At 38.5% G+C, this 26,986-nt stretch carries 20 protein-coding genes and 1 pseudogene; 7 read left to right on the forward strand and 14 right to left on the reverse strand.

Annotated features, from left to right (window positions below; genetic code table 11):
• Nucleotides 1-147: 147 nt before the first annotated feature.
• Nucleotides 148-1,995: an ABC transporter ATP-binding protein gene (locus DC53_RS08095; RefSeq protein WP_033030379.1), complete on the forward strand. Its 1,848-nt coding sequence runs from the start codon at nucleotides 148-150 to the stop codon at nucleotides 1,993-1,995.
• A gap of 765 nt (nucleotides 1,996-2,760) precedes the next feature.
• On the forward strand, nucleotides 2,761-3,633 hold the full coding sequence (locus tag DC53_RS08090; protein WP_045984435.1) for a LamG domain-containing protein: 873 nt from the start codon (nucleotides 2,761-2,763) through the stop codon (nucleotides 3,631-3,633).
• A gap of 542 nt (nucleotides 3,634-4,175) precedes the next feature.
• Here the strand turns inward: DC53_RS08090 and DC53_RS08085 are convergent.
• The 7 genes from DC53_RS08085 to DC53_RS08055 form a co-directional block, all read right to left on the reverse strand.
• On the reverse strand, nucleotides 4,176-5,543 hold the full coding sequence (locus DC53_RS08085; RefSeq protein WP_239462850.1) for a hypothetical protein: 1,368 nt from the start codon (nucleotides 5,541-5,543) through the stop codon (nucleotides 4,176-4,178).
• A 459-nt stretch (nucleotides 5,544-6,002) separates the two neighbouring features.
• Complete coding sequence (locus tag DC53_RS08080; protein ID WP_007375694.1) at nucleotides 6,003-6,422, reverse strand: MAPEG family protein; 420 nt, start codon at nucleotides 6,420-6,422, stop codon at nucleotides 6,003-6,005.
• 154 nt (nucleotides 6,423-6,576) lie between these two features.
• Entirely contained in the window at nucleotides 6,577-7,698 is a 1,122-nt protein-coding gene (locus DC53_RS08075) for an ABC transporter permease (protein WP_007375693.1), read from the reverse strand.
• 2 nt (nucleotides 7,699-7,700) lie between these two features.
• Nucleotides 7,701-10,514: a ribosome-associated ATPase/putative transporter RbbA gene (gene rbbA / locus DC53_RS08070; RefSeq protein WP_033030381.1), complete on the reverse strand. Its 2,814-nt coding sequence runs from the start codon at nucleotides 10,512-10,514 to the stop codon at nucleotides 7,701-7,703.
• Complete coding sequence (locus DC53_RS08065) at nucleotides 10,514-11,518, reverse strand: HlyD family secretion protein (RefSeq protein ID WP_033030382.1); 1,005 nt, start codon at nucleotides 11,516-11,518, stop codon at nucleotides 10,514-10,516. Before DC53_RS08065 ends, rbbA begins: the two co-directional genes overlap by 1 nt.
• Nucleotides 11,519-11,857: 339 nt before the next feature.
• Nucleotides 11,858-12,535, reverse strand: coding sequence for a L,D-transpeptidase family protein (locus DC53_RS08060; RefSeq protein ID WP_007375690.1), 678 nt, complete (start codon nucleotides 12,533-12,535; stop codon nucleotides 11,858-11,860).
• Nucleotides 12,536-12,582: 47 nt separating this feature from the next.
• On the reverse strand, nucleotides 12,583-13,710 hold the full coding sequence (locus DC53_RS08055; RefSeq protein ID WP_007375689.1) for an endonuclease/exonuclease/phosphatase family protein: 1,128 nt from the start codon (nucleotides 13,708-13,710) through the stop codon (nucleotides 12,583-12,585).
• 296 nt (nucleotides 13,711-14,006) lie between these two features.
• On the opposite strand from DC53_RS08055, the gene DC53_RS08050 reads away from it, so the two are divergent.
• On the forward strand, nucleotides 14,007-14,678 hold the full coding sequence (locus DC53_RS08050; RefSeq protein ID WP_033030384.1) for a hypothetical protein: 672 nt from the start codon (nucleotides 14,007-14,009) through the stop codon (nucleotides 14,676-14,678).
• Nucleotides 14,679-14,736: 58 nt separating this feature from the next.
• Here DC53_RS08050 and DC53_RS08045 read toward each other — a convergent pair whose 3' ends face one another.
• Both DC53_RS08045 and DC53_RS08040 read right to left on the reverse strand, forming a co-directional pair.
• The gene (locus DC53_RS08045) at nucleotides 14,737-15,444 is read right to left on the reverse strand and encodes a response regulator (protein ID WP_033030387.1); all 708 of its coding nucleotides are present in this window, start codon (nucleotides 15,442-15,444) and stop codon (nucleotides 14,737-14,739) included.
• A gap of 124 nt (nucleotides 15,445-15,568) precedes the next feature.
• Entirely contained in the window at nucleotides 15,569-17,173 is a 1,605-nt protein-coding gene (locus DC53_RS08040) for an ATP-binding protein (protein ID WP_033030389.1), read from the reverse strand.
• A 307-nt stretch (nucleotides 17,174-17,480) separates the two neighbouring features.
• On the opposite strand from DC53_RS08040, the gene DC53_RS08035 reads away from it, so the two are divergent.
• From DC53_RS08035 to DC53_RS08025, 3 genes are all read left to right on the forward strand, one after another.
• A complete protein-coding gene (locus DC53_RS08035) occupies nucleotides 17,481-19,775 on the forward strand; it encodes a peptidase U32 family protein (RefSeq protein WP_033030391.1) in 2,295 nt (764 codons plus the stop codon).
• Between the two features lie 10 nt (nucleotides 19,776-19,785).
• Nucleotides 19,786-20,445, forward strand: a complete 660-nt coding sequence (locus DC53_RS08030) for a glutathione S-transferase (RefSeq protein ID WP_033030393.1) — start codon at nucleotides 19,786-19,788, stop codon at nucleotides 20,443-20,445.
• A 136-nt stretch (nucleotides 20,446-20,581) separates the two neighbouring features.
• Complete coding sequence (locus tag DC53_RS08025) at nucleotides 20,582-21,844, forward strand: valine--pyruvate transaminase (RefSeq protein WP_033030395.1); 1,263 nt, start codon at nucleotides 20,582-20,584, stop codon at nucleotides 21,842-21,844.
• Between the two features lie 87 nt (nucleotides 21,845-21,931).
• On the opposite strand, the gene DC53_RS08020 is transcribed toward DC53_RS08025, so the two are convergent.
• Nucleotides 21,932-22,402, reverse strand: a complete 471-nt coding sequence (locus tag DC53_RS08020; RefSeq protein WP_007375682.1) for a hypothetical protein — start codon at nucleotides 22,400-22,402, stop codon at nucleotides 21,932-21,934.
• On the opposite strand from DC53_RS08020, the gene DC53_RS08015 reads away from it, so the two are divergent.
• Nucleotides 22,387-23,577 (forward strand): PQQ-dependent sugar dehydrogenase, encoded by a 1,191-nt coding sequence (locus DC53_RS08015; protein ID WP_033030397.1) that lies wholly within the window; start codon nucleotides 22,387-22,389, stop codon nucleotides 23,575-23,577. The genes DC53_RS08020 and DC53_RS08015 overlap by 16 nt on opposite strands.
• Before the next feature lie 111 nt (nucleotides 23,578-23,688).
• Here the strand turns inward: DC53_RS08015 and DC53_RS08010 are convergent, their stop codons facing one another.
• The 4 genes and pseudogenes from DC53_RS08010 to serS form a co-directional block, all read right to left on the reverse strand.
• On the reverse strand, nucleotides 23,689-24,120 hold the full coding sequence (locus DC53_RS08010) for a hypothetical protein (RefSeq protein WP_033030399.1): 432 nt from the start codon (nucleotides 24,118-24,120) through the stop codon (nucleotides 23,689-23,691).
• Nucleotides 24,121-24,237: 117 nt separating this feature from the next.
• Nucleotides 24,238-24,657: a hypothetical protein gene (locus tag DC53_RS08005; RefSeq protein ID WP_033030401.1), complete on the reverse strand. Its 420-nt coding sequence runs from the start codon at nucleotides 24,655-24,657 to the stop codon at nucleotides 24,238-24,240.
• Between the two features lie 232 nt (nucleotides 24,658-24,889).
• Nucleotides 24,890-25,084: pseudogene (locus DC53_RS0120580) on the reverse strand (transposase); the annotation flags it as partial.
• 592 nt (nucleotides 25,085-25,676) lie between these two features.
• Entirely contained in the window at nucleotides 25,677-26,981 is a 1,305-nt protein-coding gene (gene serS, locus DC53_RS08000) for a serine--tRNA ligase (protein WP_008133608.1), read from the reverse strand.
• Between the last annotated feature and the right edge of the window lie 5 nt (nucleotides 26,982-26,986).

The raw sequence follows: 26,986 nt of genomic DNA on the forward strand, positions 1-26,986 counted from the left end.
ATGCGCAGTACAGCCTACCTTGAAAAGGTACTGAACGCATAGACTTTTTTCATGCTCTTGCCCTGATAATTAATGACCTACAAACCTGCATTTAAAAATACTTAAATGGTATAATACTCGCCATTATTTGCCATTTAAGTTTTTAAAATGTATCGATTATTTGAAAAAATGACAAAAGCATTTCCTGAGGACCAACCCACTCAGCCGCCTTCTACTTTATTTGCTTTTTGTCGCCACTACACCAAAGGAATGGAGCTGTCGCTACTACTTATGTCAATCAGCGCCGCCATGCTTGCTATTTTAGAGGTTTCTCTATTTAGCTACATGGGCCAACTTGTCGATTGGTTAACGGCTTACACTCCCGAAACTTTGTTTATAGAGCAAAAGTCTGAACTTATTAAAATGGCTGTTATGCTGTTATTAGTATTGCCCATCGTCGTATTTTTTCATTCTGCTATTTTACACCAAGCATTACTGGGCAATTACCCTATGTCTATCCGCTGGTTAGCGCATCGTTATTTGCTGCGCCAAAGTGTTAGCTTTTATCAAAATGAATTTGCAGGAAGAATAGCCACTAAAGTACTGCAAACTTCTTTAGCCGTTCGCGAAACAGTGACTAAACTACTCGATGTATTAATGTATATCGTGGTTTATTTTGGCTCTATGGTATTTTTAGTTGCCGAAGCCGATTGGCGCTTAATGATCCCTTTATTAGTTTGGTTAGCTTTATACATCTGCGTGCAGCTTTATTTTGTACCCCGCCTTAAAAAAATTGCCAGCTCACAAGCCGATGCGCGCTCAGAAATGACTGGTCGTATTGTTGATAGCTACACTAATATTTCTACCATTAAATTGTTTTCGTATACCCAACGTGAAGAGCAGTACGCAAAACAAAGCATGGATGTATTTTTACAGCCCGTGTACAAGCAAATGCGCTTAGTAACCAGCTTAAACTTTGTTATTCAAAGCTTAAATTATCTATTAGTATTTTCGGTTGCCGCTGTATCACTTTATTTATGGTCGCTTAGCGCAATTAGCGCCGGAGCCATTGCAGTTGCTGTTAGCTTAGCGCTTAGATTAAACGGTATGGCGCAGTGGATCATGTGGGAAATAAGCAGCTTATTTGAAAACATTGGCACCGTAGCCGATGGTATGAAAACACTGTCAAACCCTATCGAAGTTGCCGATAAACCAAACGCCGATACACTTAACGTAAGCCAAGGCGCCATTGAGTTTAACAACGTACACTTTAACTACGGTAAAGCGTCAAACGAAACTAATCGAAGCCCAGTAATGAACGGTTTAAACTTAAATATTAAACCTGGCGAAAAAATTGGTTTAGTCGGTCGCTCTGGCGCGGGTAAATCAACACTTGTTAACTTATTACTGCGCTTTTACGATACAGACTCAGGAACAATAAAAATTGATGGGCAAAACATCACAGACGTAAGCCAAGAAAGCCTACGCCGATATATAGCCATGGTAACGCAAGATACCTCCTTGCTTCATCGCTCAGTAAAAGACAACATTTTGTACGGTCGCCCCGATGCAACCCACGATGAAATGCTCAACGCCACCAAACAAGCTAAAGCACTTGAGTTTATAAATGACTTAGTCGACAGCAAAGGCAATAAAGGCTTTGATGCACAGGTGGGCGAACGCGGTGTTACGCTTTCGGGCGGTCAACGCCAACGTATTGCTATTGCACGTGTGCTACTTAAAAATGCCCCCATACTTATACTCGACGAAGCCACCAGCGCACTCGACTCTGAAGTAGAAGCTGCAATTCAGGCAAGTCTTGATGATTTAATGACAGGCAAAACAGTTATTGCCATAGCGCATAGGCTCTCAACCATTGCGCAAATGGATAGATTAATTGTACTCGATGATGGGGGCGTGGTTGAACAAGGCACTCACGAGGAACTAATCGCTAAAGCCGGAATTTACGCTGCACTTTGGACTCACCAAACTGGCGGATTTATAGGAGTAGATTGATCATATAAGACCCTAGATATTAGCCTTTATTTTGATGCAACTAAAAACATAAAAGCGAAGCTGCTTACAAGGCTCTTCGCTTTAAATGTAAATTTTTTGTTTCATGAAACATTTGTCTAAATATTAGTGTCGTTCACTGCTTTGTAAAACGTTCATTCACTTCATATTTCTAATTGTTAAAATATTAATAACTCAACGTCCCTAGCATAGCTCTTTACTATAGATTTAAATAAAAATTGTAAAAATAAATTATTTTTCAATTTATACATCAAGTTATAAAAACAATCCAACCTTGCTTCATTAAAAATATTTCTCTAGTTCCAATATTAGGTATTTATTAGCAGTAGTAATATCTCTATTTTGATAAAAGTTAAACTGATTGATACAGAAAAAAACATCTCGCCTAAGCAAAAAAACAATGTTAACAGGTGTAATTTAATTGTTAACAAAATAAATATTTAATTATCTATTGTTAACAATGTGTAATTGTGTAAATATTAAACAGTTGCTTTGGTGTTACTTTAAAATCAGTACAACAAAGTTACATTACACACTATTTCACTTTTATTAAAACGTATCCATGTCGGTGTGCTTATGCTGGTATTTTCATAAGCTTGAGTTTGAATATGGATACAAATAATAGAAGGTACACACAAAAGAGATTGTTTCATCTAGGGCCTGTTTATCTTTCGATGATTAAATTCACAAAAGTCACTCGCACTAGTTAAAGAAGCATATCTACATTAATTTGCATGGAGATTTTATATGAATATATTAAAACTACTATCCTGTTCTACTTGCGCAATACTCTGCACAGCAACACATGCTGCAGATTGGGACGCATATAGTATTCCGGCTTCTGCTGGATCAGGTAAAACATGGCAATTACAAACTGTTTCCGACCAATTTAACTACCAAGCCGGTACTTCAAATAAACCGGCAGCATTTACCAATCGTTGGAATGCTTCGTATATTAATGCTTGGCTTGGGCCTGGTGATACTGAATTCAGTTCAGGTCATTCCTACACTACTGGTGGTGCGTTAGGCCTTCAGGCAACTGAAAAAGCAGGAACAAATAAAGTGCTTGCAGGAATTGTTTCTTCAAAAGCAACTTTTACATACCCACTTTATCTTGAGGCAATGGTAAAACCGAGTAATAACACTATGGCTAATGCCGTATGGATGCTGAGCTCTGATTCAACTCAAGAAATTGATGCAATGGAGTCCTACGGCAGTGATCGTGTAGGGCAAGAGTGGTTTGACCAACGTATGCACGTAAGTCACCATGTTTTTATACGTGAGCCATTTCAAGATTACCAACCAAAAGATGCAGGCGCATGGGTATACAATAGCGGTGAAACATACCGAAATAAATTTCGTCGCTACGGTGTACATTGGAAGGACGCATGGAACCTAGATTACTATATTGATGGTGTATTAGTTCGCAGCGTTTCGGGTCCGAATATAATTGATCCTGAAGGCTATACAGGCGGCACAGGGCTAAATAAACCAATGCACATCATTTTAGATATGGAACATCAGCCTTGGCGTGATGTAAAACCGAATTCAACCGAGCTAGCGGATTCAAACAAAAGTATATTTTGGATTGATTGGGTACGTGTTTACAAAGCAAACTAAGTCATTCTAAAATATTTGTAATACTAGGTTTTATTACTTCTCGTTATACGACACGGAGCAATAAAATTTAAGCTCCCCAAAACTACTTAATGCGGCTATTAAAGCCGCATTAAGTATAATTAATCTCAAAAAATAAATACATCACCACCTCTCTATTTAATTAAAAATAAAAATCGGCATCTACTATTATCTTCATAAAAATAAATTTGTTCATAAATACTTTGTCGGCTTAATAATTAAGCTAACAAGCTTTATGTTGCTAGCAGCGCTTGCTGATCTTTGAGGATTAAATTTGTTCAACTCAGGGGGAATTTAATTGCAGCGCGAGATTTGTAATCTAGTGGGCTCGGTAACTGCTGCTGCGTCCTACTCACTCCTTACCTCCTACCTATAACAGGCAACGATGAAAGAAACCGAGGGCAGCGCGTGTGTTCTTTATGTATAGTTGTCACCTATTGGGGAATAGCCACACTACATAGGCTCTGCCTTGCCTAAATACCAAACGCACTGCTGTAAATTTAACCTCAAAAGATAAGCAGGCGCTAGTGCGTATCAGCGTTATAAAATTTTATTTTCGCTTGATCTATTTCACTCGATGACAATCTTAATGTTTCGTATAATAATTCAAAATCAAAATCATCTTGTCCGTAAACAAATTTTAATATTGATTCTATTAATAACATTCGCTCATCTTGATCCGATATATCATTAGCAAGCTCTGTAGCAAAAGGTAAATCACGTTCAATAGATTTTTCGCCAACAATACGTTTTGCATAACTAGCTTCATTACTCGGCATTAATGACTTCAGCCAATCACGTGCCATATCAGGATCATTTTCAATTAAACGAGAGCCAATATTGCTCATTACCCATTTTTTAGCAGAAACTGGCAGTGTGGGCGCTAAATCAATCAACATACCTAATTTATTATAAGGTATATCAATACTAAGGTTATTTAATAGCTTATCACGGAAAAAAGGATCTTCTTGCGCTAATGCCACGTCAAACGAACGACCTATATATTCCTCGTTAGTCGCCATATATTTCAGTAGTTGCACTATTCCTATATGCCTACTTGCTTCATCTTCAATACTATTAACCCAGTTCAAAGACTGTTCTAAATTTTCTGAAGCGAGTTTTTTTGTGTAAAATTTAATGGTCTCAAATTTTAATTGAGAGTTAGGCAATTCTGAAATTATATTTTCAGCATCATTTGGTTGCTGCTGTATTAATTGCATCAAAACAAAACCCATTAAATGCGCATACATATCTGGGCGTGGCTGTTGGCTAAACCACTCCATCACTGCGCCAGCATTTTTTCTACTCCATTGATTTAACAGTTTATCAATCACACCAGATTTAACGGCAGGGCTCAAAGAAAATCTTACGTCTTCAATGGCTGTAATGGGGCTCTCATCCATAAGCGAAGAGTATGCAACAGTGATTAAATCAACTTGAGTGCTATTATCAAATCCTTTATTTTGAATCCACTCAGACAAATTTTGTAGATCATATTGACCAATGACAGGAATAACACTATTTAGTAAGCGATTACGCATTATGGTATCCAGCCCAAGCATATGCTCTAAGGCTGATGGCCAATTTACCTTAATCCATGCCAAATAAAGAGGTTGCGTTGTTGCAAGTTTAATCTCTACCGTTTCATCACGTAATTCAATAAGAAGTAGTTCAATACAAATAGAAAACTCATCATTGACTTTCATATCGCTTAATTTCGTATCACAGCTATCAAACACAACTCCCAAGTGCTGATCCGCCTTAGTTGAAACAAAGCGTGTTGTCTCTAAAGTAACTTCACTTTCGGGTGAGTCATCAGTATCAGAGGCATCTGGACTTAGCAAAAAAAACTCGGCACGTAGATAAAAAACAAATAGTGCGGCAATCGACAAAGCTAAAACTATTTTAATTTTAATAAGTGCCTCCTTATACCAATTTTAATACCGTAAATAATACGTTTTATGCAGGCCCTGTTCACCTCTTTGGATTAAATTTGCTCTATCTGAGACGATTTAACCACGTCGTAAGATTTGTAACCTCGCGGGCTAAGTAAAAACCAAACAGCAAATTGCCTGGATAATACTTAAAGGTAGTGTAAATAATTTACTAGATAGTTAGATATTGCCTGCCTATTTATCACGCGTCAATTAATATAATAAATACATTAAATTAACACCAAAGACACATAAACAGAGGTAAATAAAATTTAATCAAAATGCTCACGGTTAAAAATAGCCCTATCATTTTAATGAGACCCACTCCCTTTACAAAAAAAGCGAAGTAATTATAAAATCACTTCGCTTTCATTATAAATATTGTGATGAACAATATTTATTACTTTAATAGATAAGCTATACAATTAACCTCAAACCAATCATCACTAGCATAACCACATTTGCAATCACACCAATTAAGAAGAAGTAACTACGCGGGCTTGGGTTTTTCTCTGTTGCTATAGCGTAGTACAGTACCATGTGAATTAAACGCGCAATTAAGTACACCCAAATACACATTGCAAATATTGGGCTTTGGTAATTAATTACAAATGCAAATAACACAGTACCTATAAATAATGCGCTGTTTTCAAGCGTATTATGAAATGTACGATGCGCCCTGAATATAAAGCTGTCGTGCGATAAATCTTCATCAATTTTACCTGGCACCGCATTAGGCTCTTTTGCTTTACTAAACGTAGCCACTGCCCATTGTACAACCAACATAATTAAATACAGGTAAAACGCTAAGTAAGCCGAAAGTGTAACTTCAGTCATTATTAAATCCCTTATTGTGTTTTTAATTGGTATTATCCAGCAAGTTTTAGGCCGCACTTAGTTTGTTGATAAATATAAGTTTAATTTAGTAAAACTATTTATGAATGTAAGTAATTCCACCTTTTTATAAAAATTACCGACTAGATAAACCTTATTATCCAAACGCGACTGATTTACGAAACCGCGATAATGCAAATATAAAAAATACACTGCCGATTACGAATAAAGCCAAAAAGTAAGGCCAAACTACATCCCACCCCGCTCCTCTATATAAGATGGCTTGAGCAAACTTTACAAAATGAGTCGTAGGTGCAAATAACATAATATTTTGTACTATATCAGGCATGCTTTCGCGAGGGGTAACCCCGCCCGACAACATTTGCAATGGCAATAATATAAGGATCATCAGTAAGCCTAATTGCGGCATGGTACGCGCCTGCGTTCCTAATAATATTCCCAATGATGTTGTCGCAAATAAATGAATGGCGGCGCCCAATAAAAACAACGCTGCTGAGCCATGAATAGGCACTTGTAAAAAGCCTTCAATTACAATAAAAAGTGAAAAAGTGGTCAGTAATAAAATAACTAAACCATTGGCCCAAATTTTAGCAATTACAATTTCAAATGGCGTTAATGGCATTACTAATAAATGCTCCAGCGTACCGTGTTCACGCTCACGTATCACCGCAGCTCCGGTTAAAATAATCGAAATCATGGTAATAACGTTCATTAATTCCATCACACTGCCAAACCACACACTGGTCATATTGGGATTAAACATTATGTGCGCCGATTGCTTAATAGGCAGTGTGTATACCGTTCGATAGCCTTGAACAAATTCATTAATTTCAGCACTAATAATTGTTTGAATATAATTATCACCAATAAATGCTTGCGACATACGTGTGGCGTCTATATTCACTTGTAATGTAGGTTGCTTACCTGCAAGAACGTCACGCTCAAAGTGTGGCGGAATATTTAGCACAAAGGTATAACTTCCGTTATCAAGCGAAGGATCCACTGCACTTAACGCAATAACGTCAGGCGTTTTAAAGTAAGGGTCGTAAAATGCATTAATTATACGCTTAGATAGTTGTGATTGATCGCCGTCAACAACTGCAATAGGTGCATTATTTAACTCAATGGAAGTTGCCGAAGACACAACATAAATTAATCCTGTAAAAGCAAAAAACACAAATAATAACAGCACTTTATCGCGCCATAAGCTACGCAGTTCTTTGATACCTAAATTAAGAATATTACTAAGGCATTGCATGGCTATTTATCCTGCTTTGGAAGTAAAAATACACTGGCTAACGTCAGCACTGGTATAAAAGTAAGCAAAGGTAAAAACTGCGCCGATAAATCAGAAAAATTAAGTGCTTTATTAAACACACCACGGCATGCTTCTAAAAAGTATGTAGTTGGAAATAGTTTTCCGATTATTGCAGGAAAGCCTTCTAAGGATGAAACGGGGTCAATCAACCCGCAAAAATTAACAGCAATCATCAATACAACCACAGTTGATGCCGCTAATGCCGATATTTGTGTCTTAGTAAAAGCCGAAATTAACAGCCCTACACCAGTTGTTGCTGTTACATACAATAAAGCAGCCAAGCTCAACGCCCATAAACTTCCTTTTAGCGGAACACCAAATACAGTGACAGCTAGGGCAACTAAGCCAAAAAAACTTACCATACTAACTAAAATGTAAGGCAGTTGTTTACCAATAATAAATTCGAGTCGCGTAACCGGTGTAACATATAAATTAGTGATTGAACCTAATTCTTTTTCACGTACAACACCCAACGCCATTAATATTGCAGGAATAAACACTAACAAAAGTGGAATAACAGCAGGCACCATGGCCTCAATACTTTTAAAGTCTTGATTATAACGATAGCGTGATTCAATATTCGCCGGTACCAAATTGGGTATGACTCCATAAGTACGCAATGATAAGTCAGTTAGATAACTGTAATACGAACTCGTCATATAACCCGATATAGTTTCTGCCCTAAAAGGCATTGAACCATCAATCCAAACTACAATTTCTGGCGTGCGCTCGCGTTTCAATTGCTGGCCAAAATTAGGTGGGATCTCAACGGCCACACTTAACTCGCCGCTGCGCATTCGTTTATCTAGCTCTGAAGGGCTTTTAATATCAGCTTTTTGTATGAAGTAGCGCGATCCGGCAATATTTTGAACGTAATCGCGACTTTCAGGGGTTTGATCTTGGTCCATCACCGCAAAGCTCAAATCTTCAACATCAAAGGTAATCCCATAACCTAAAATAAACATTAAAATAATTGAGCCTAACAACGCAAAGGTTAAACGAATAGGATCGCGCCATAGCTCCAGCGTTTCGCGATGAGCATAGCCAAACAAGCGTAAAAAACTAAAAGCGGTATTCGCTTTCTTTTTACCAATTGGCGGTATTTTAGGTTCAATCTCTGGTAATGGTTCAGGCTCATCGACCGTCGTTGTAGACAAAGCAGAACTCGCTTGAGACTCAAGCACCGCCTCTTCTAAATAAGCAATAAAGGCATCTTCGAGCGTATCTGCACTGCGCGCTTTGCAAAGTGCAGCGGGTGTATCACTGGCAAGTATTTTTCCTGCATGCATCAACGAAATTCTATCGCAGCGTGCGGCTTCATCCATAAAGTGAGTCGAAATAAAAATAGTAACGCCCTGCTCACGCGATAACTCAATAAGTAATTCCCAAAAGTCATCACGTGCAACAGGATCTACGCCCGAGGTAGGTTCATCAAGTATAAGCATTTCAGGGCTATGCACTACCGCAACCGCAAGCGATAAACGCTGGCGAATACCTAACGGTAAATCGACAGGAAAATCATCACGGTATTTTTTAAGGTTAAACCGTATAATTAATTCATCAACACGCGGCGAAATTTGCTCTGTTGGCAAATGAAATAAGCGCGCATGCAACACCATATTTTGCTCAACGGTTAATTCATTATAAAGTGAAAATGCTTGCGACATAAATCCAACGCGCTTACGAGTTTCTATATTGTTAGCATCAACAACTTGACCAAATAACTTAGCTTCGCCACTGCTTGCCGGTTGAAGGCCTGTCAGCATTTTCATAGTTGTGGTTTTACCACAACCATTTGATCCCAAAAAGCCAAAAATCTCGCCTTGTTCAATACGTAAACTAACATTGTTAACCGCTGTAAAATCGCCATATATTTTACTAAGCGCTGTAGCCTGAATAGCAGCTTCATCAGTTTTTAGATTATTCTGACGAGGAGGAACCACAAGTACGTGATGATCATGACGCTTTTCTTCAGGTAGTAATGATATAAATGCTTCATCAAGGGATTTTTTTCCTGTTTGAGCCTTAATCACCTCTGGGCTACCAGTACCTATAACTTTGCCATCGTCCATGGCGATTAGCCAATCAAAATCATCTGCCTCTTCCATGTAAGCGGTCGCAACGAGCACACTCATACCACTATGCTGAGCGCGAATATGGTTAATCAATTGCCAAAATTGGCGACGAGAAAGCGGATCGACCCCCGTTGTTGGTTCATCCAAAATTAATAACTCAGGGTCATGAATTAACGCACAGCATAAACCGAGTTTTTGTTTCATTCCGCCTGAGAGTTTTTCTGCAGGACGATCGGCAAACTCAGTGAGTCCAGTGCTTTTTAATAAGTTTTTGATTCGGTGCTGACGCTCTTTTTTTTCTTGCCCAAAAAGCCGACCAAAAAAATTAATATTTTCAAAAACAGAGAGTGTCGGGTATAAGTTTTTGCCTAATCCTTGTGGCATATAAGCAATACGTGGCGAAGTTGAAGTACGAAAGCGGCTACTACGCATATTGCCCCCTAACACTTCAACGTCACCATTTTGAACGGCACGTGCTCCTGCAATAAGTGCAAGCAAACTCGACTTACCTACGCCATCAGGGCCTATAAAACCCACCATACTGCCCGCAGGTAACTCCAGATTAATATTATCCAACGCTAAATTATTGCCATAGCGATGCGTAACCTGAGTAAGCTTAACCACACTAAAAGGCTTTTTAGCTTTGTTGCTCTGCTTTTTGCCATTGTTTTCATCAGCCATTATTCAGGCACTCTAACCTGCAACTGCATAGGCCAATTTTGCTCTGGTGCTAATAAAACATAAGCAAGTCCAGGCACGCCTGTTTTAACTTGTTCAATATGATCGCTTAATAATTTTGAATCTAGCTTCACTTTTACTCTAAACATCAGTTTGTCACGCTCGTTACGTGTTTCTACCGATTTAGGCGTAAATTGTGCTTGCGCTGATACAAAAGTAACTTTAGCGGGTAACGTGTATTGCGCAATTGCATCTATTACAATGCGTGCCTCAGAGCCTATTGTTACTTTGCCAGCTTGCGCTGTTGGCAAATAAATACTCATGTACACATCGGTTAAATCAAGCAAAGAAAAAACCTTCCCACCACTGCCAAGCACTTCACCTGGCTCTGCTAATCTATATAATATTCGGCCACTAATAGGCGCTTTAAGGGTGCTATCGGCAATATTACTTTGTAATCGCTCAATACGCGCTTGTGCTGCGTCTATTTCTGCATCCGACTGCACCACTTTTACATTTGCCGCTTTTAAAGCCGCTTGCGCTGTTGCAGCGCTTGTTCGTTGCTGATCAACTACTTCTTTTGAAATATGCCCTTGTTTGAGCAGTGCTACAGAGCGACGTAACTCGGTTTCTGCAAAAGTAAGTTCACTTTTATGTTGTTCTACAATTGCCAAAGCATATTTACGTGACTCAGTAGCAACACGTAACCCAGCATTAGCCTCACGTAATTGTGCATTTAAATCGTCAGTATCAATAACCGCCAATGTTTGACCGGCTTCGACCATGTCACCTTCTTGTGCTAAAACCTCAATCAAGCGCCCCGGCAATTTTGTTGCAATATCGTACTCGGTCGCTTCAATGCGGCCATTTCCATAGGCTACGCTCTCTGGCAATTGTTCAGATAGCAGTGCGGGTTGCTGAGTTTGCCAAACATACCAACCACCCCCACCCAATATGATCACAGCAGCGATTGTACTGAGAGATTTGAGTGTCGATTTAATCGTCATGCGGTAAAACTCCATGTATATAAAAGTAGGTAAATGTAGCCAGTCTTGGCCTATTTCATAAGATTAGGCTAATACTGCACTATTTTTGGTATTAACTATCACTGGTGTGACTCTACTTTGTTACTTCACGATAGTAGATGATTTTAATGAATTTTAAATGTCAGTATCCCTATTAATAATCTATCATAACCGCCGTTTATAAGCATGATGCAGATCAAAAAACATTCAACTCAATAATAAAGATTTCAAATAAGCTAACAACCAATCAAAACGGTTAATATTTTTAAACGACAAAAAATATAATTAAACAGCCCGATTATTTACGTATATTTTTTACCATTAATATCTATTTTCGAACGTATACATTCCTTTATAAACTTCAACATTTGGTGGCTTTTTATAGTTGTTAAAGTAATCGTAACCTTCTTTAAGGTTAAGCCAAAAAGGGTACCATTGGTTTGCTTTATGCTTTGATAAAACTTCATCCTCAAGCATAAACGGAAATGAATGAACCCTAAAAAAAGATTGCCCCGATTTTAACGCTGCAGCACCCAACGCGTAAATCTCATTTATATATTCATCAGTCATCGCATAACAGCCAATAGAAACACAGTTGCCATGCACCATCAGTGCACTGCCAGTTCGGTTGTGTGTCCGGTCATATTTATTTGGAAAGCCCAAATTAAATGATAAGTGATAATTGCTCCAAGGATTGAGCCCACTAGCATCAACATAATAAAAGCCTTCAGGGCTTTGGTTGTCGCCTTCTTTTAATTTAGGGCCAAGATCACCTGAAAAAGTACAAATTTCATAATTTTTGAAGTGTATAAATGTGCCATCATCCGACTCCAGCCAGACTTCAAGAATACCTGGGTCTTTGAATATTCGAATAAATATAGGTGCACCATATTCAAGCCCTTTATCAGATAGTTGCTTTTTTAAAGTGGGTGCAACCATTGATATCGCTTTTTCAGAACGTGCACTGGTAGGAAATTCTGCAGCAAAAGAATTAAACATAAAAAAAACCAAGAATGTAATTAATTTCTTCATAATAAAAACACCCTTTAAGACCTTAATTTTAGTGTGATCAACACAACACCGTGGTCGGTGCTTAGATCGTCTCGATCATACTCGGGATTTATTAAGTGCCTGTCGTAAGTGTTATAACCACTGACTTCAAAAAAACTGTCATCGTAACTAGCATCAAACTCACACGACAATAAAATGTAATCAAGCACAGAGCTGCTCGCACCATAATAATGTGTTGCCGGCCTTAACGGTGCTGCCTTTGTTATGTTTATATTTTTTACTTGGCTTTTATCCGCTGAATCAACAATCTCGCTGTTACTGTTATCACAATCACTTTGTACATCGTTTGTTATTGCTTCATCATTACTTAGCTGCGACTTAACAAACAAATCCCATGAATCATTTAAACAATATTTAGCAAGGTAGGTTTTAGCGTCAAACGCAGGTGCAAAGCGTAGCGTACTCGTCAGTAAATGGCTTAATACCCCATCCGCAAGTTCATTATTAAAGTCCCCCATTAATAGCATGGGTTGCTGCGTAGCTTCACGGCGAGTAATCATTTGTATCATTAGCAATGTAGCTTCACTGCCACGCTGAATAGTTGAGCCCCACCCACCCGCTACGTTCGCTTTTAAAATCTCAATTATGTTTTGCTCGGGTGCAAGCTCTTTATTGTGCTCATCAACATTAATCATCGGGCGCTTAGATTTAAAATGCACCACGTAACAATCAGTATTGCCTATATGAGGCAAAGTAACGGTCGCTCTCAATACCTTACGACTAAAAGTAAACTCACTATTAAGGCCAAGCGTACTTGCAAGCTCGCTGTCATGCTCAACCGCTGCTACTTCAACTATGGGATATTTAGAGGCAATCGCTACTACTGGCCGTTTATAAATAAAATCATCAATCACCTCTGGCGTATCAACTACTGCAAAGTAATTATAGCCTTGCTCAGCAACTAGCTCTTTTAACGAATCAATACTAAACACTTCCTGAAAACCAATCACATCAGGGGCATGATCTGTTAAGTAATCAACAACCCAACGCTGCTTTTTAGCCCACTGCTGCGCGGTATAAATTTTCTCAAATTCATAGTATGCATTGGGCGGCTCAAGGTAGTTAAACAGGTTAAATGTGGCTATTTTTAGTTGGGTGTTCATGATTTCTGACTCAATGGCAGGAATAGAGTTTGCACTTTCTTGCGTACATAACGGGGGAAGATTACTGATAAAATTAGCCTGTATAAAATTAATAAAAATAAGAAGTAACCCACTGCGAAATTGATAAACACATAAAAAATTAACAGCTTCTTACAATTCATGACAATACCCGACAAGCCCTGAGAATTACATGTCTACTGATATGTTAGCCTTTGAGCTATAAATTTACGACTTAAATACCTCATTTCTAGAATCAGTTACTAAATGCAATAAAACTAAAAATTATGGAGATTATTATGAACACCAGTAATAAAGGACTACGTATTTCATTGTTGTTTGGCTTTGCAACTATTTTAAGTGGCTGTGGTGAAAGCTCAGATGAGCTAGATAATAAATTAACTCATGAGGCAAGAGTATCTTTTGTAAATTCACTAGACTACATGGCCGATCTTCATCTTAAAAAAAGGAACATTAGCACAGGTTATAGCGGCCTATTTGATAACGATACTATTATTTCAGCCGATGTAGCAAGTAACACAGTAAACACAACTTATCGTTACAGCTATAAAGCAATTAACAATATGATCAATTTAGGTGTTAAAAACAGCATTACCACAAACCAAGAAGAGCGTATAACCAAAACTTTAAGCAATAACGATAACCTATGGGTTATTGCCTGGAAAGCATCGGGCGAACAAACTGTTTCGGTGATTAGTAAAAAGCAAAACAATAATGCAGACGTATTTAATGTACGTTTATTTGCTAACGGTAATTACACTGTTTTAATCGATAACACTAAAACAATAACCACTGAAAAAGGCAAAGTCACCGACTACTTAAGCGTTAACAGCTGCGCTAATGGTTTAAAAATTGATGATAAATTTATTGATTTATGCACTGGTGATTTTGGCGCTTCTTATTTACTTATTATTGATAAAAACGGTAAACGAGTAATGGCTGAGGAATAACATTTATAGCGCCTTAAATGCAGTAGCTTTAATATGCTACTGCTACAAACCCTATAATTTACCATGCACTTACAACAAACAAATATCCTTTTGAGCGTACCGTTTTAATTTTTAAAGAATTACGCGCATCATCGCCCAATTTTTTGCGTAACTGACTAATATGGTTATCTATACCACGTTCAATACCGTCATAATAATAACCTTTTAACTGTTCAACAATACTATTACGAGACAAAACCGTGCCAGCATTTTTAGCCAGCAATATTAAAAGGTCGTATTCACCATCGGTAAGTTGCACTGGCAAACCACCTAACGTAACCGTTCTATTGTGGGATGCAATAACGAGTTCTCCAAAGCTTATAAAACCTTTAGCTTGTGTGTTTATCCCTGCAGCTTGCATAGGTTGCTCACGCCTTAAAAACGCTTTAATTTTAGCAAGTAATAAACGAGGTTTTACCGGTTTGAGTAAGTAGTCATCTGCGCCAATTTCAAGCCCAACAATTTGATCAATTTCTTCTTCCCGTGCGGTAAACATAACAATATAACCATTGTACAAAGGCCTAACCTCACGACACACCGTTAAGCCATCTTTTTTGGGCAACATAACATCCAAAATAACTAATGCAGGTTGCCACTGTAGAATAGTTGTAACCGCATCCTCCCCATTAGCCGCTATTTTAACCTCATACCCTTCAAGCGTTAAATACTCATCAATAGACTCTGCCAACGGCAAATCGTCTTCTACAACTAAAATTTTTGGTTTCATAACGTATTCCATGTCATACCTATCGGCTTATATACAGGCTCTATTTAACGATTATAAGATTGATCTCTTACTAAGCAGAGTTATGTGTCTAATCATTTTAACTAATTGCAAACCTATCCGTGACTTACATGTTAGTAGGCCAGTGAAAAATAAAACGTGCGCCACCTAAAGAAGACTCATCAACACTCGCCTCACCGCCATGCCAATCTAATATTTGCTTCACAATAGCAAGGCCTAAACCGGTTCCGCCTGTTTGTAAATTACGACTTTCATCTTCTCTGTAAAATGCCTCAAATATCTTTCTTCGAGCTGAGTTAGCAACGCCATCGCCGTCATCCTCTACATATAGTAACCAACCTTTCCCTACTTTTTGATAACTGATCTGAATAACATCTCGCCCATAAGCAATCGCATTTCGAATCAAATTACTTAAAGCTCGGCTCATATAAAACTTATCAAACAGTGCTTCACACTCAGCATTTTCAAGTAACGTAATTGTTTTTTTTGGGTTTGCTTCTTGCCAAACAATTAGCTCTTGTTTTATCCATTGATTAAGCTCAACGGTTTCTAATGCTAATGTTGGGGCTTCTCTATCAAAGCGAGCGTGGGTAAGCATTTCAGACACAAGTAAATTCAATTCATTTAGCGAAATTTCAATACGATCTAACTGCCCTACCTGATAGTCGTTTGTTGTACTGCCACGAAGTAATTCTAAGTTAAATTCGATACGCGCAATAGGTGTGCGTAACTCATGCGACACCGCATTAACCAAATTTTTATGTGAAGAAATTAAACGCTGTATTTTTTCGGCCATTATATTAAATGTTTTAGATAAGTTATTTAAATGACTAAAACGAATAAGCTTAGCCCGCGTTTCAAACTTACCTTGCCCAAGCAGCGCAGCAACCTTGTTAAGAGATCGCATAGAACGCCACCCAGGAATTAACCAAATAATAATAGGGATCAGTAAAAAAAAGCCGAATATAAAATAAAACACACTCAACATATACACAACTTTACTTTTTAGCTCAGGGCTAAATGGGCCTAGCACAATAACCTGATCGCTATTGCCAATACGTTGCATCACTATATCGGCGGGATACCCTATAAAATCAGAATCGTTTGATGATATAGAAACCATCACGCCCTGTTCTAATTCAGCCATTTGCTGCGATGTATAATTTAATTCGCTCAAGGTTTTCATTATCACAGGATATGCAAATTCATGGCTTAGCGAATCAATAACCTGCGGCCACTCTTTTTTAGGGTACTGTATTAACCTATTATTAAGTAAATAAAAAGTGCCCATCATCCAACGCTGTGCTTCATTTACTAAATGCTTGGGCACAGAGTTTGGCTTAACAATAACTAAGAGCTGGCTGTCATCAATTTTTCGATAAACTAAATCAGCAAATGGGTCGCCTAAAATTTTATTTTCTGTAAGTAAGGTGTTTTGCTCGCTCGAAAAATCACTTTGATTATATGCTTGCAAAGAAAGCGCAAAGCCAAAATTAGCCTGTATATTGTTTAAATAAGTTAATCTGTCGTTTTTAGGTATACCTTTAAGTTGGTCGGCAAGTAAATCAGTAGAACCCGATGTTAAAAACTCTAACGCCCATTTTTCAGTGGGATGCCTCACCTTGTTTTCAAATTGCGGAATAATAAATAACTGAATACTCACCACTGAAGAGATAATAATAATTAGTAAAAAAAGTAGCGATTTTTTCATGTGTTATATGAGGTCAATAAGTAAACATAAACCTTATCATACATTTATATAAATACTATTGTTGATTAAGCAAACACTAAAATCTGACTCGACTTTCAAATAAAACATAATCGCCACTTACTCCAATTAAGTTAAGTAGTCGTTTAATATGTACAAATAACAACACCTTTCTATAGCAAAGTTTAAAGCTGCTCGTTTAAAAGCTTGATTTTACATTTTAAAATCATTATATCTCTCAATAAATAGCATTCATGCTACTAACCAGATAAAATTCGCGGCAATTAAATATGAGCGAAGTGACATTGTAATGAGTAGAAAGATTGAACTATTAGCCCCAGGCGGTGATGTTAACGCGGTAAAAGCCGCCATTGTAGCCGGTGCTAATGCGGTTTATTGTGGATTAGATACCTTTAATGCACGTAACCGAGCGTCTAATCTTTCGTTTGATGAGCTTAACGGCGCACTTCGCCTAGCCCATGAATACGGCTGTGAAATATTTTTAACGCTAAATGTAGTTATATTAGAGCACGAAATGGGCGCGCTATTTAAGCTATTAAATCAGCTGGTAAATACCACGCTCGACGGCATTATTGTACAAGATTTAGGGTTGTTCAATATAGTTAAAAAGCACTTTCCTACTTTGCATATTCACGCATCAACGCAGTTAACTACGCATAACGAATCACAGGTTGAGTTTTTAGCGCGCATTGGCGCTACACGTGTAAATTTATCGCGCGAGCTTAACTTAACTGAAATTAAAATACTGACCGACGTAGCGCATAAATGCGATGTATTAACCGAAGTGTTTGTACACGGCGCATTATGTATTGCATTTTCAGGGCAATGTTATTCAAGCTCAGTGAGTGTAGGTAACTCGGGTAACCGTGGTCGCTGCTCGCAAGCGTGTCGTGATGAATACGAGCCAACGGCTATGGGTAACAAACACCCATTAAACTTAAAAGACAACTCAGCCTATTTTGACCTACCAGAGCTGGTAGCCGCAGGTGTTGATTCGCTAAAAGTAGAGGGCCGAATTAAAGGTGCTAACTACGTACATACGGTTATTGATAGCTGGCGCAAACAGATAGACACTTTTGTGCAAACCGGTAACCTAATTGAAGACGACTCAAGCTTATACAAAGTATTTAACCGTAACTTTACTAATAAATTTTTAACCGGTGACATGACCAAAAACATGTTTACCGACAACCCGCGTGACCATAGTTTTGATCACGCTAACGAAAAAAACAACGCAATTTCGGTCGTGCAAATTTACGATGCACAGCAAGAGCTTTCCACTCAAAAAAGTGAAATTGATTCGTTAGTTAAAAAGAAAATTGAATTTTTAGATATTTCAAAGCGCGAGCTTACATTAGAATTTTCAGGGCAATTAAATCAGCCATTCACTGTAAACATAATTATTGAAGATAAAAACGATATTACGCTTTCGAATAAAAACGAAAAAGAACCTCTACGCTTTGAAGTAAAATCGCAAATGGTGATGCAAACTGCCGATAAATCGGTTGTCGATATTACAGCTATTGATAAACGCTTTAAAACCTTTAGTAATGCCAATTTTGAAATTAAAAATATGGATTACTCAAACCTCGGCGACAACTTAAGTATTCCCTTTAAAGAGCTCGCCCGTATTAAAAAGCAAGTCGCGTTTTTATTAAACGAAGGCAAAGACGTACTCGCCCCTGTTGAATTACCAAAACTAGTAAACCACGAAAAAGCAGATAAAAACAAAACAACGCTCTCTATTTTAATATCGGACATAAAAGACGTTCACCTATGTAATTTAACAGATGGCGATGTTTACTTTAAATTACCTGAGAGCTTTAGAACCGATAACGATAAATACATCAACGTATTTTTAGAGCACCCGCAGTTAATTCCGTGGTTCCCGGCGGTGTTAATTGGTAAAGATTTTGAAGAAGCAGTGCGTTTGCTCGAGGTTGTAAAACCTAAGCTTATTATTAGTAACAACACAGGCGTAGCATTTAAAGCAGTGCAAATGGGCATTGACTGGATTGCCGGCCCATTATTAAACACTACAAACTCTTATGCGTTACTAACACTACAAGAAGATTTAAACGCAAAAGGCGCGTTTATTTCAAACGAGATTAACAAACAGCAAATGCGTAGTATTAAACGCCCTAACAACTTTAAAATGATGTACAGCATTTATCACCCAATACTAATGATGACCAGCCGACAGTGTTTTTTCCAGCAAACCGTTGGCTGTAAAAAGCCACGTATTGATGCAAGCTGTATGCTGAGCTGTAAAAAAGAAACAACCGTTACCAATGTAAAAGGCATTAGCTTTGCCATTGATAAACAAAAAGGCGGCTACCCGAGCATTTATAACCATGAGCAATTTTTAAACATGGATATCGTAACCGATTACGCCGACAAGTTTGACGAGTTTATGATTGATTTAACCGACATTGGCTCAGGCGATAAAGAAAAACTAGATAAAGCCGTGTTACTTGCGCATTTTCAAGATTTAATTAGTGGGCAAACACACGCTGCTGATCAGTTAAATCACATGGTAAAAGTAAAAACACGTCAGCAATATGTTGAAGGCTTAAATAGCTAAGGTAAGTAAAATGACACTGCCATTATTATATTCATTACAACACTGCCCATACGCAATGCGTGCACGAATGGGTATTTTAATGGCAGAGCAACACGTTTTACTTCGCGCTATTAAAACTAAAAACAAGCCACCGCATCTTTTGAAAATATCGCCAAAAGGCACGGTGCCTGTTTTATTACTGCCGAATAACCAAGTAATAGATGAAAGCCTAGATATTATGCTGTGGGCTTTAAAGCAAAACGATCCGCATAATTTACTGCATACTCAAGACCCATTAGCACTTGAGCACATGCTTGAGTTAATTAAGCTAAACGACACGCAATTTAAACCCGTGCTCGAAAAGTACAAATTTTATGCGCGTACAAAAGACATGGCGCACCTTTATTACCAAAAAGCCTGCGAAGAATTTATTAAGCAATTTGAAGCAAAACTAACCACGCATAAATACTTAATGGGCGATGAAAAAAGTCTAGCCGATTACGCATTACTGCCATTTATTAGACAGTTTGCCCGTGTAGATAAACATTGGTACTTACAAAGTGAATACACGCATGTACGCGCATGGTTAAACGAGTTTTTACACGCCCCTATGTTTACCAAAGTCATGGCCAAATTTGATTTGTATATGGACTGCGGCGAAGAGTTTTTGTACGGCGTTAAAAAGTCTTAACTTAGCCTTTGTTTTATAAGGAATTACATTACTATAACTAGCTGTAAACCTCAGCATTGAATTATTCTCATCATCGGATTTAAGCCCTATATTTACGCTATACTGCCCTCCCCATTATTAACAAACGCTATGCATTATGAACTACTCAAACTTTGGCACTAAATTTACACAACCCAACGGCATTACTCAGTTAATGGAAGATTTAGGCGGTGCTAAAAACAGCAACAATCCTAATATTGTTATGCTGGGTGGCGGTAATCCCGCATTAGTACCACAAGTAAATGAGGTTTTTTTAAGTGAATTACAAAAACTAGTTGCCAGCAATAAAGTATCGCAAGTATTTGGGCTTTACGATGGCCCAACCGGTAACGACGAGTTTAGAGCTGCATTAGCAGGCCAGCTAAGTAAAGAGTACGCATGGGATATTAGCGCCGATAACGTAGCACTTGGCAATGGCAGCCAAGCTAACTTTTTTGTGTTGTTTAATATGTTGGCAGGCGAAATGCCGGATGGCAGCCACAAAAAGATTTTATTCCCCCTCGCGCCAGAGTATATAGGTTATGCCGACCAAGGTTTATCGGCTGATATGTTTGTTGCCATAAAGCCTGATATCGAAATTTTAAATACAGGTAGCACATCAAAACAGTTTAAATACGTCATTGATTTTAAAGCGGTTGAAAACACATTAGCAAACGACAGCAGCATAAGCGCGCTGTGCGTATCACGCCCTACCAACCCAACAGGTAATGTAATTACTGACGATGAAGTAAAACACCTTGATTTGCTTGCTAAGCAATATGGTATTCCACTCATTATTGATAACGCATACGGCGATCCGTTCCCAGGTTGTATTTACACCGACGCAAACCTAACGTGGAACTCAAATATAATTTTATGTATGTCACTTTCAAAACTGGGCCTACCGGGTTTACGCAGCGGTATTGTGGTTGCAAACAATAAGATTATTAAAGCAATTGGCCGCGTAAATGGCAGCATGGTGTTATCGCCAAATAGTATTGGTCCAAGTTTAGTGACACGCTTAATTAACGACAACGAACTACTCCCACTGTGCCGCAACGTTGTACTGCCTTTTTATCGCAATAAAGCACACATAGCGATTGAGTTGTTTGATGAAGTATTTGCCGAACTGCCTGTTTATTTACACAAAGTTGAAGGCGCATTTTTTATGTGGCTGTGGTTTAAAGATGCAAAAATAACAAGCGAGGTACTGTATCAACAACTTAAAGAGCAAGACGTGTATGTGATCCCAGGTCACAACTTTTTTATTGGTATTGACGACAGCTGGGCGCACAAGCACGAGTGTATTCGTATTAACTACGCTACCGATGCAGATACCCTAAAAAAAGGCTTAGAAGCAATTAAAGCAGTTATGGCGTGAATTTATAAAAGCTGTGGTGAGAGTCTACTATCGTAGGCTTTAATCACATTTTATAAGCCCCACTTACTATAAGGCCACTTAGCTTTATTAAGTAGAAGGTTGAGGCTCTTTTATTGCCTTAGTTTTTAGGGCCTTAGTAAGCATCGCAAACACAAAGCCCCCTACTGCGCCTGCAAGCAGTTGAGCATAAAAACCCCAGCCCCTTGCGCCCGCTATAATATGAATATTCATAATTGATTCAATGGCAATTAACACAACAGTAAATGCCACAATGCCAGCGATAATAAATAACTGAGTACTGTATTTTTGAACCTTTTTGTTAAGCTTTACGGTAACAAAAAAAGCGATGGCAAGTGCTACGGCAATAATAGCGCCGTAGGTAGGTAATAAGCCTAACCAATCATCAAGGGTTAAACTAGCACGATCACTAAAGCCCACCACCACACCTACATTAACTAATTGATTGACAACGTATTGACTATGAAACAAGCTAGCAAGTGTGAATGTAAGTAACCAAGAAACTAAAAATGAAGGCAATATACGTGTTAAAAACGACATGGTTATCTCAACTTAAAATAAAGCTTTTTTCCTATACTGGCCATGCTAGCAAAGGCTTGCCCCGTAAACAATGTATCTCTTTTTTTACTTTGCTTTCGCTTTTTTCGTTTTCTGTTAATGCCGATGTTGCGTTACCAAAGGAGCAATACAGTACAAAAACACTGGCTACGCAATTACAGTCTCCGTGGAGCATGGTTGAACTACCAAACGGCACGTGGTTAATTACAGAGCGTGATGGTCACGTCGTTATAGTTAAAAACAATGCGCAATCAAGAGTAAAATTAAACCTAACAGGTTTATACGTTGCAGGCCAAGGTGGTTTACTCGACATTGTATTATCACCAGATTATAACGACTCAAAAGAAGTTATTTTTACTTATGCCCAAGGTGATGCAAGCGCAAACAGGCTTGTTGTTGCCAAAGCCACGTTTAATGGTACTGACTTTTCAAAGCCTAACGTTATTTATAAAGTAGCGACTGATAAAAACATACCGCAACATTACGCAGGACGCGCCCTTGTCCTACCTGACAATACGTTATTAGTTTCAACAGGCGATGGGTTTGATTTTAGAGAGCAAGCACAGGTTATCACCAGCCAACTTGGTAAAATATTACGTATAAACCTAGATGGCACCATTCCAACAGATAACCCATTTATTTATCACAAAAAGCTAAATGCACATGCTGTTTACTCACTTGGTCATCGTAACCCTCAAGGCTTAGTTTATGATTACGATACGCAGCAAATTGTAAGCCACGAACACGGCCCTGCAGGCGGTGACGAGCTAAACTACTTAAACGCTGGCACTAATTACGGCTGGCCGGTAATCACCTATGGCAAAGATTACTCACAAGCGCGTATTTCACCATTTACCGAATATAAAGGCATGCAAAAACCAAGTGTTAATTGGACGCCATCAATAGCGCCTTCCGGCATGGCATATTACGGCTCTAAACATGCAACTTTTCCCTCGTTACAGCAACATGTGCTTATCACTACCCTTGTTGATAAAAAGCTCTACAGCGTTAATCTGGCAAGTGGTGAATTTACGCAGTCTCACGTATTTCCCAAGGCCGCAGGCAGGTTAAGAGATGTGTTTATAACTGATAAAGGTAACGTCGCGGTATTAACAGACGGCAAAGAGGCAAAGCTAATGTTGATGACATCAAATTAATTCACAAAGGAGATAAGAGCCGCTGCGCTTTTAGAGTAAGGTAGCGGCTTTATTACGTACTTAATAACGTTTTTAAGTTTTCAACTGCGTACCATATACTTACTGTGCTTGTTATTTGCCCGATTCTAATTTCTGTTTCAATAACTCAATAAGTTGAGTGCTAAGCCCTGTAATTTCGGCTTCTAGTACCTTCACTTTAGCCTGCGACTCTTCATCTTCTTTGCTGCGTAATAATGCAGTTTCCTGTAGTAGTTTTTCTATCTTTTCTTGTATTTCAGCAATCTGTTCATCAATAGGATCTTCTTCAGATTGTGATGCTTGATTTACATCTTCATTGCCTGATAACTTACGTAACGCCTCTCGATTTTGGTCTTCCAGACTTTTTTCTTTTCCTTCTTCGGATATATCCACTTGGTCACTTTGAACAGCTACTTTGTGCACAGTCGCTTTTTCGGTTACTTCATCAGCTACCACCTTTAAAGTTTGTTTTTGCGGGTAAATTTCTAAAGGTTTAGAGTTTATGTGAACTGACATTTTATCCATTTTAATATTCCTTGTTCAGTCAATTATTGGTGAGAAGTAGTTAACTATAAATATAATGCTTTACCAAAAGCCAATTGTAATAGCCCTCGTTTGATTCTTTATTAGATTACACTCTACTCACAAGCTTGCCCATTGTTGTTTTAAACCAACAAGGTGAACAATACCAAAAGATAAACAAATAATAGAACTCCAAACCCAAAACTCAGGCGAACGCCCCATAGGGTTATTTATTAAAAAGAACCCTGCAACACCTCGGGCTAAATAAATTAAAGTTATTAATACAAGAGCTAGGCGGATGAATGGAAGTGTAAAAATAACACCTGCGGCTGAAAATGCATACAATGACCAAGTTGATAGAATCAGAAAAATTACACTAGTAATAAGAGTTGGTTTAATACTTCCTTGCTCAGAAAGTAATGCCATTTGCTCTCCTGCACCGAAGAACCGATACCAAGAACCTCCAAAATAAATACAACCTAAATGCAAAGTTGCTACAACACCACTTAATGTACCTGCAATTATTAGAAAAACATTCATAGAGCGATAAAACCTTCGTGAGACATAGCAAACCTGTAAATTAGCTTGTTTATTTATCTTGATAAACAAACCATAGCCGGATTTCTATCTGGGTACAATCGGTTGTTGAATGTTTACGCGTAATATCAAAGCTCGCATTAAACTAGACCGCATTAAACTAGACAGCCACTCCAATTGTAAATCATGGACCAAACCAGACAGCCACCTTAAGTTCACGGATTTCAATTTGTTAGGGCGTCATTGGTGAAGCCGATGGTAACTGACCATTACGTTCTTGCTTTAATTGAGTAACCCATTTACTTACGGTTGATTTACCAACACCCATAGCCTTGGCTGCATCGTCTTGTGTGTAACCTTGGTTGACTACAAGCTGAGCCGTTTCTAATTTAATTGCCGCTGAATACGTTGCGCGTTTTAATTTCGTCATTTTTTCACCCAAACTGGTATGCTTATTAGCATAACATTTCTTTCTTAATGGGTGGCCAAAATCACTGTCCCACTACACTCATACGGTACTGGTTTGGATCATGCCCATGATGTCGATAGCTAGGACAATCGTATTTGTATTTAGACAGTATTTAAACAGGACAGCTACTCTAATTGAACAGATAAAAATCTACCACTGAATTACTTTCATTTGACTCATTAAATAAATCATTGGCAGTCTTAAACCTAAATTACACGCATGAAAATGACTGCATGATGCCGGTTTAGATTTTCACAGTAACTTGCTTGTGAGGCCGGATTACCACCCTGGCTCTATGGGAGATACTCAAGTGAAGTTATGTTATGTTTAAACCATTTGGTAAATTCGCAAAATGTAGCGCAAGAAACTGATAAAAGGGACAGGCGTATATTTTTGTCAAAGAGCTGTAACGCGCTAAAGCACGTCCTACATATTAGCTGAACCTTATTATTACCTTTTTTAACCTAAAACAAAAAAGCCGCTGTTCATTGCAAACAGCGGCTTTCGTCTTAAGATTTACAAGCTTAAAGCTTGCTTAACTTAAACTTGATTTTTATTGTTTACCAATTACTTCAAGTCCACCCATGTATGGGCGTAATACTTCTGGTACGACTACTGACCCATCGGCTTGTTGGTAGTTTTCTAGTATGGCTACTAATGTACGGCCAACGGCTAAGCCTGAACCATTTAGTGTATGTAGTAACTCTGGCTTTTTAACACCTTCACGACGAAAACGTGCTTGCATTCTACGCGCCTGAAAGTCAGCCATATTTGAACATGATGAAATTTCGCGATATGTGTCTTGCGCAGGTAGCCATACTTCTAAATCGTATGTTTTAGCTGAGCCAAAGCCCATGTCGCCCATACATAAAATTACTTTACGGTACGGAAGTTCTAGCGCTTGTAGTATTTGCTCTGCGTGACCTGTTAACTCTTCAAGTGTTGCCATTGAGTCTTCTGGTTTTACAAGCTGTACTAGTTCAACTTTATCAAACTGGTGCTGACGAATTAAGCCACGTGTATCGCGACCATAGCTGCCTGCTTCGCTTCTAAAACATGGAGTGTGGGCAACTAAGCGAATTGGTAAATCGCTTTCATCGTAAATTTCGTCGCGGGCGCTGTTTGTAAGCGGTACTTCAGCTGTAGGAATTAAGCTAAAGCCGGCTTGTTGTTCGCCGTCGTCGTTTACAAGGCCTAATGTGTGGAACAAATCGCCCGCAAATTTAGGTAATTGGCTTGTGCCATAAAGGCTTGCGCTATTTACTAAGTACGGTACATACATTTCTGTATAGCCGTTTTTATCAGCGTGTGTATCTAGCATAAATTGCGTTAGTGCACGGTGCATACGCGCAACTTGGCCGCGCATTACGGTAAAGCGTGCACCACTAATTTTAACGCCCATTTCAAAGTCTAAACCGTTTAGGTCTTGGCCTACATCTACGTGGTCTTTAACTTCAAAATCAAACTTTTTAGGTGTGCCCCACGTTAAAATTTCAACGTTGTCATCTTCGTCTTTACCTGCAGGTACTGACTCGTCTGGCAAGTTTGGAATTGCTAACGCAATGTCGTTAATAGCGGCTAATACTTCATCTTGCTCTGTTTTAGCGGCGTCTAGCTCACTGCCTAAGTTAGCCACTGCATCAAGTAATGGCTGTGCGTCTTCGCCTTTTGCTTTGGCTTGACCAATTGCTTTTGCGCTTGCATTACGTTGACTTTGAAGTTCTTGCGTTTTTACTTGTAATGTTTTACGTTTTTCTTCAAGTGCCGTTACCGTCGCTACATCGAGTTCGTAACCGCGCGCCGCTAAACGTGCTGCAGTTTGTTCGATGTCTTGACGTAAAAATTTAGAATCTAACATGTTAG

Origin of the sequence: Pseudoalteromonas fuliginea (genome assembly GCF_000690055.1) — a bacterium.
Classification (GTDB): domain Bacteria; phylum Pseudomonadota; class Gammaproteobacteria; order Enterobacterales; family Alteromonadaceae; genus Pseudoalteromonas; species Pseudoalteromonas fuliginea.

Bases quoted from the DNA above. Each gene is read 5' to 3' on its own strand.
- DC53_RS08095 (WP_033030379.1), top strand. From the start codon at position 148: ATGTATCGATTATTTGAAAAAATGACAAAAGCATTTCCTGAGGACCAA.
- DC53_RS08090 (WP_045984435.1), top strand. From the start codon at position 2,761: ATGAATATATTAAAACTACTATCCTGTTCTACTTGCGCAATACTCTGC.
- DC53_RS08080 (WP_007375694.1), bottom strand. From the start codon at position 6,422: ATGACTGAAGTTACACTTTCGGCTTACTTAGCGTTTTACCTGTATTTA.
- DC53_RS08075 (WP_007375693.1), bottom strand. From the start codon at position 7,698: ATGCAATGCCTTAGTAATATTCTTAATTTAGGTATCAAAGAACTGCGT.
- rbbA (WP_033030381.1), bottom strand. From the start codon at position 10,514: ATGGCTGATGAAAACAATGGCAAAAAGCAGAGCAACAAAGCTAAAAAG.
- DC53_RS08065 (WP_033030382.1), bottom strand. From the start codon at position 11,518: ATGACGATTAAATCGACACTCAAATCTCTCAGTACAATCGCTGCTGTG.
- DC53_RS08060 (WP_007375690.1), bottom strand. From the start codon at position 12,535: ATGTTTAATTCTTTTGCTGCAGAATTTCCTACCAGTGCACGTTCTGAA.
- DC53_RS08055 (WP_007375689.1), bottom strand. From the start codon at position 13,710: ATGAACACCCAACTAAAAATAGCCACATTTAACCTGTTTAACTACCTT.
- DC53_RS08050 (WP_033030384.1), top strand. From the start codon at position 14,007: ATGAACACCAGTAATAAAGGACTACGTATTTCATTGTTGTTTGGCTTT.
- DC53_RS08045 (WP_033030387.1), bottom strand. From the start codon at position 15,444: ATGAAACCAAAAATTTTAGTTGTAGAAGACGATTTGCCGTTGGCAGAG.
- DC53_RS08040 (WP_033030389.1), bottom strand. From the start codon at position 17,173: ATGAAAAAATCGCTACTTTTTTTACTAATTATTATTATCTCTTCAGTG.
- DC53_RS08035 (WP_033030391.1), top strand. From the start codon at position 17,481: ATGAGTAGAAAGATTGAACTATTAGCCCCAGGCGGTGATGTTAACGCG.
- DC53_RS08030 (WP_033030393.1), top strand. From the start codon at position 19,786: ATGACACTGCCATTATTATATTCATTACAACACTGCCCATACGCAATG.
- DC53_RS08025 (WP_033030395.1), top strand. From the start codon at position 20,582: ATGAACTACTCAAACTTTGGCACTAAATTTACACAACCCAACGGCATT.
- DC53_RS08020 (WP_007375682.1), bottom strand. From the start codon at position 22,402: ATGTCGTTTTTAACACGTATATTGCCTTCATTTTTAGTTTCTTGGTTA.
- DC53_RS08010 (WP_033030399.1), bottom strand. From the start codon at position 24,120: ATGGATAAAATGTCAGTTCACATAAACTCTAAACCTTTAGAAATTTAC.
- DC53_RS08005 (WP_033030401.1), bottom strand. From the start codon at position 24,657: ATGAATGTTTTTCTAATAATTGCAGGTACATTAAGTGGTGTTGTAGCA.
- serS (WP_008133608.1), bottom strand. From the start codon at position 26,981: ATGTTAGATTCTAAATTTTTACGTCAAGACATCGAACAAACTGCAGCA.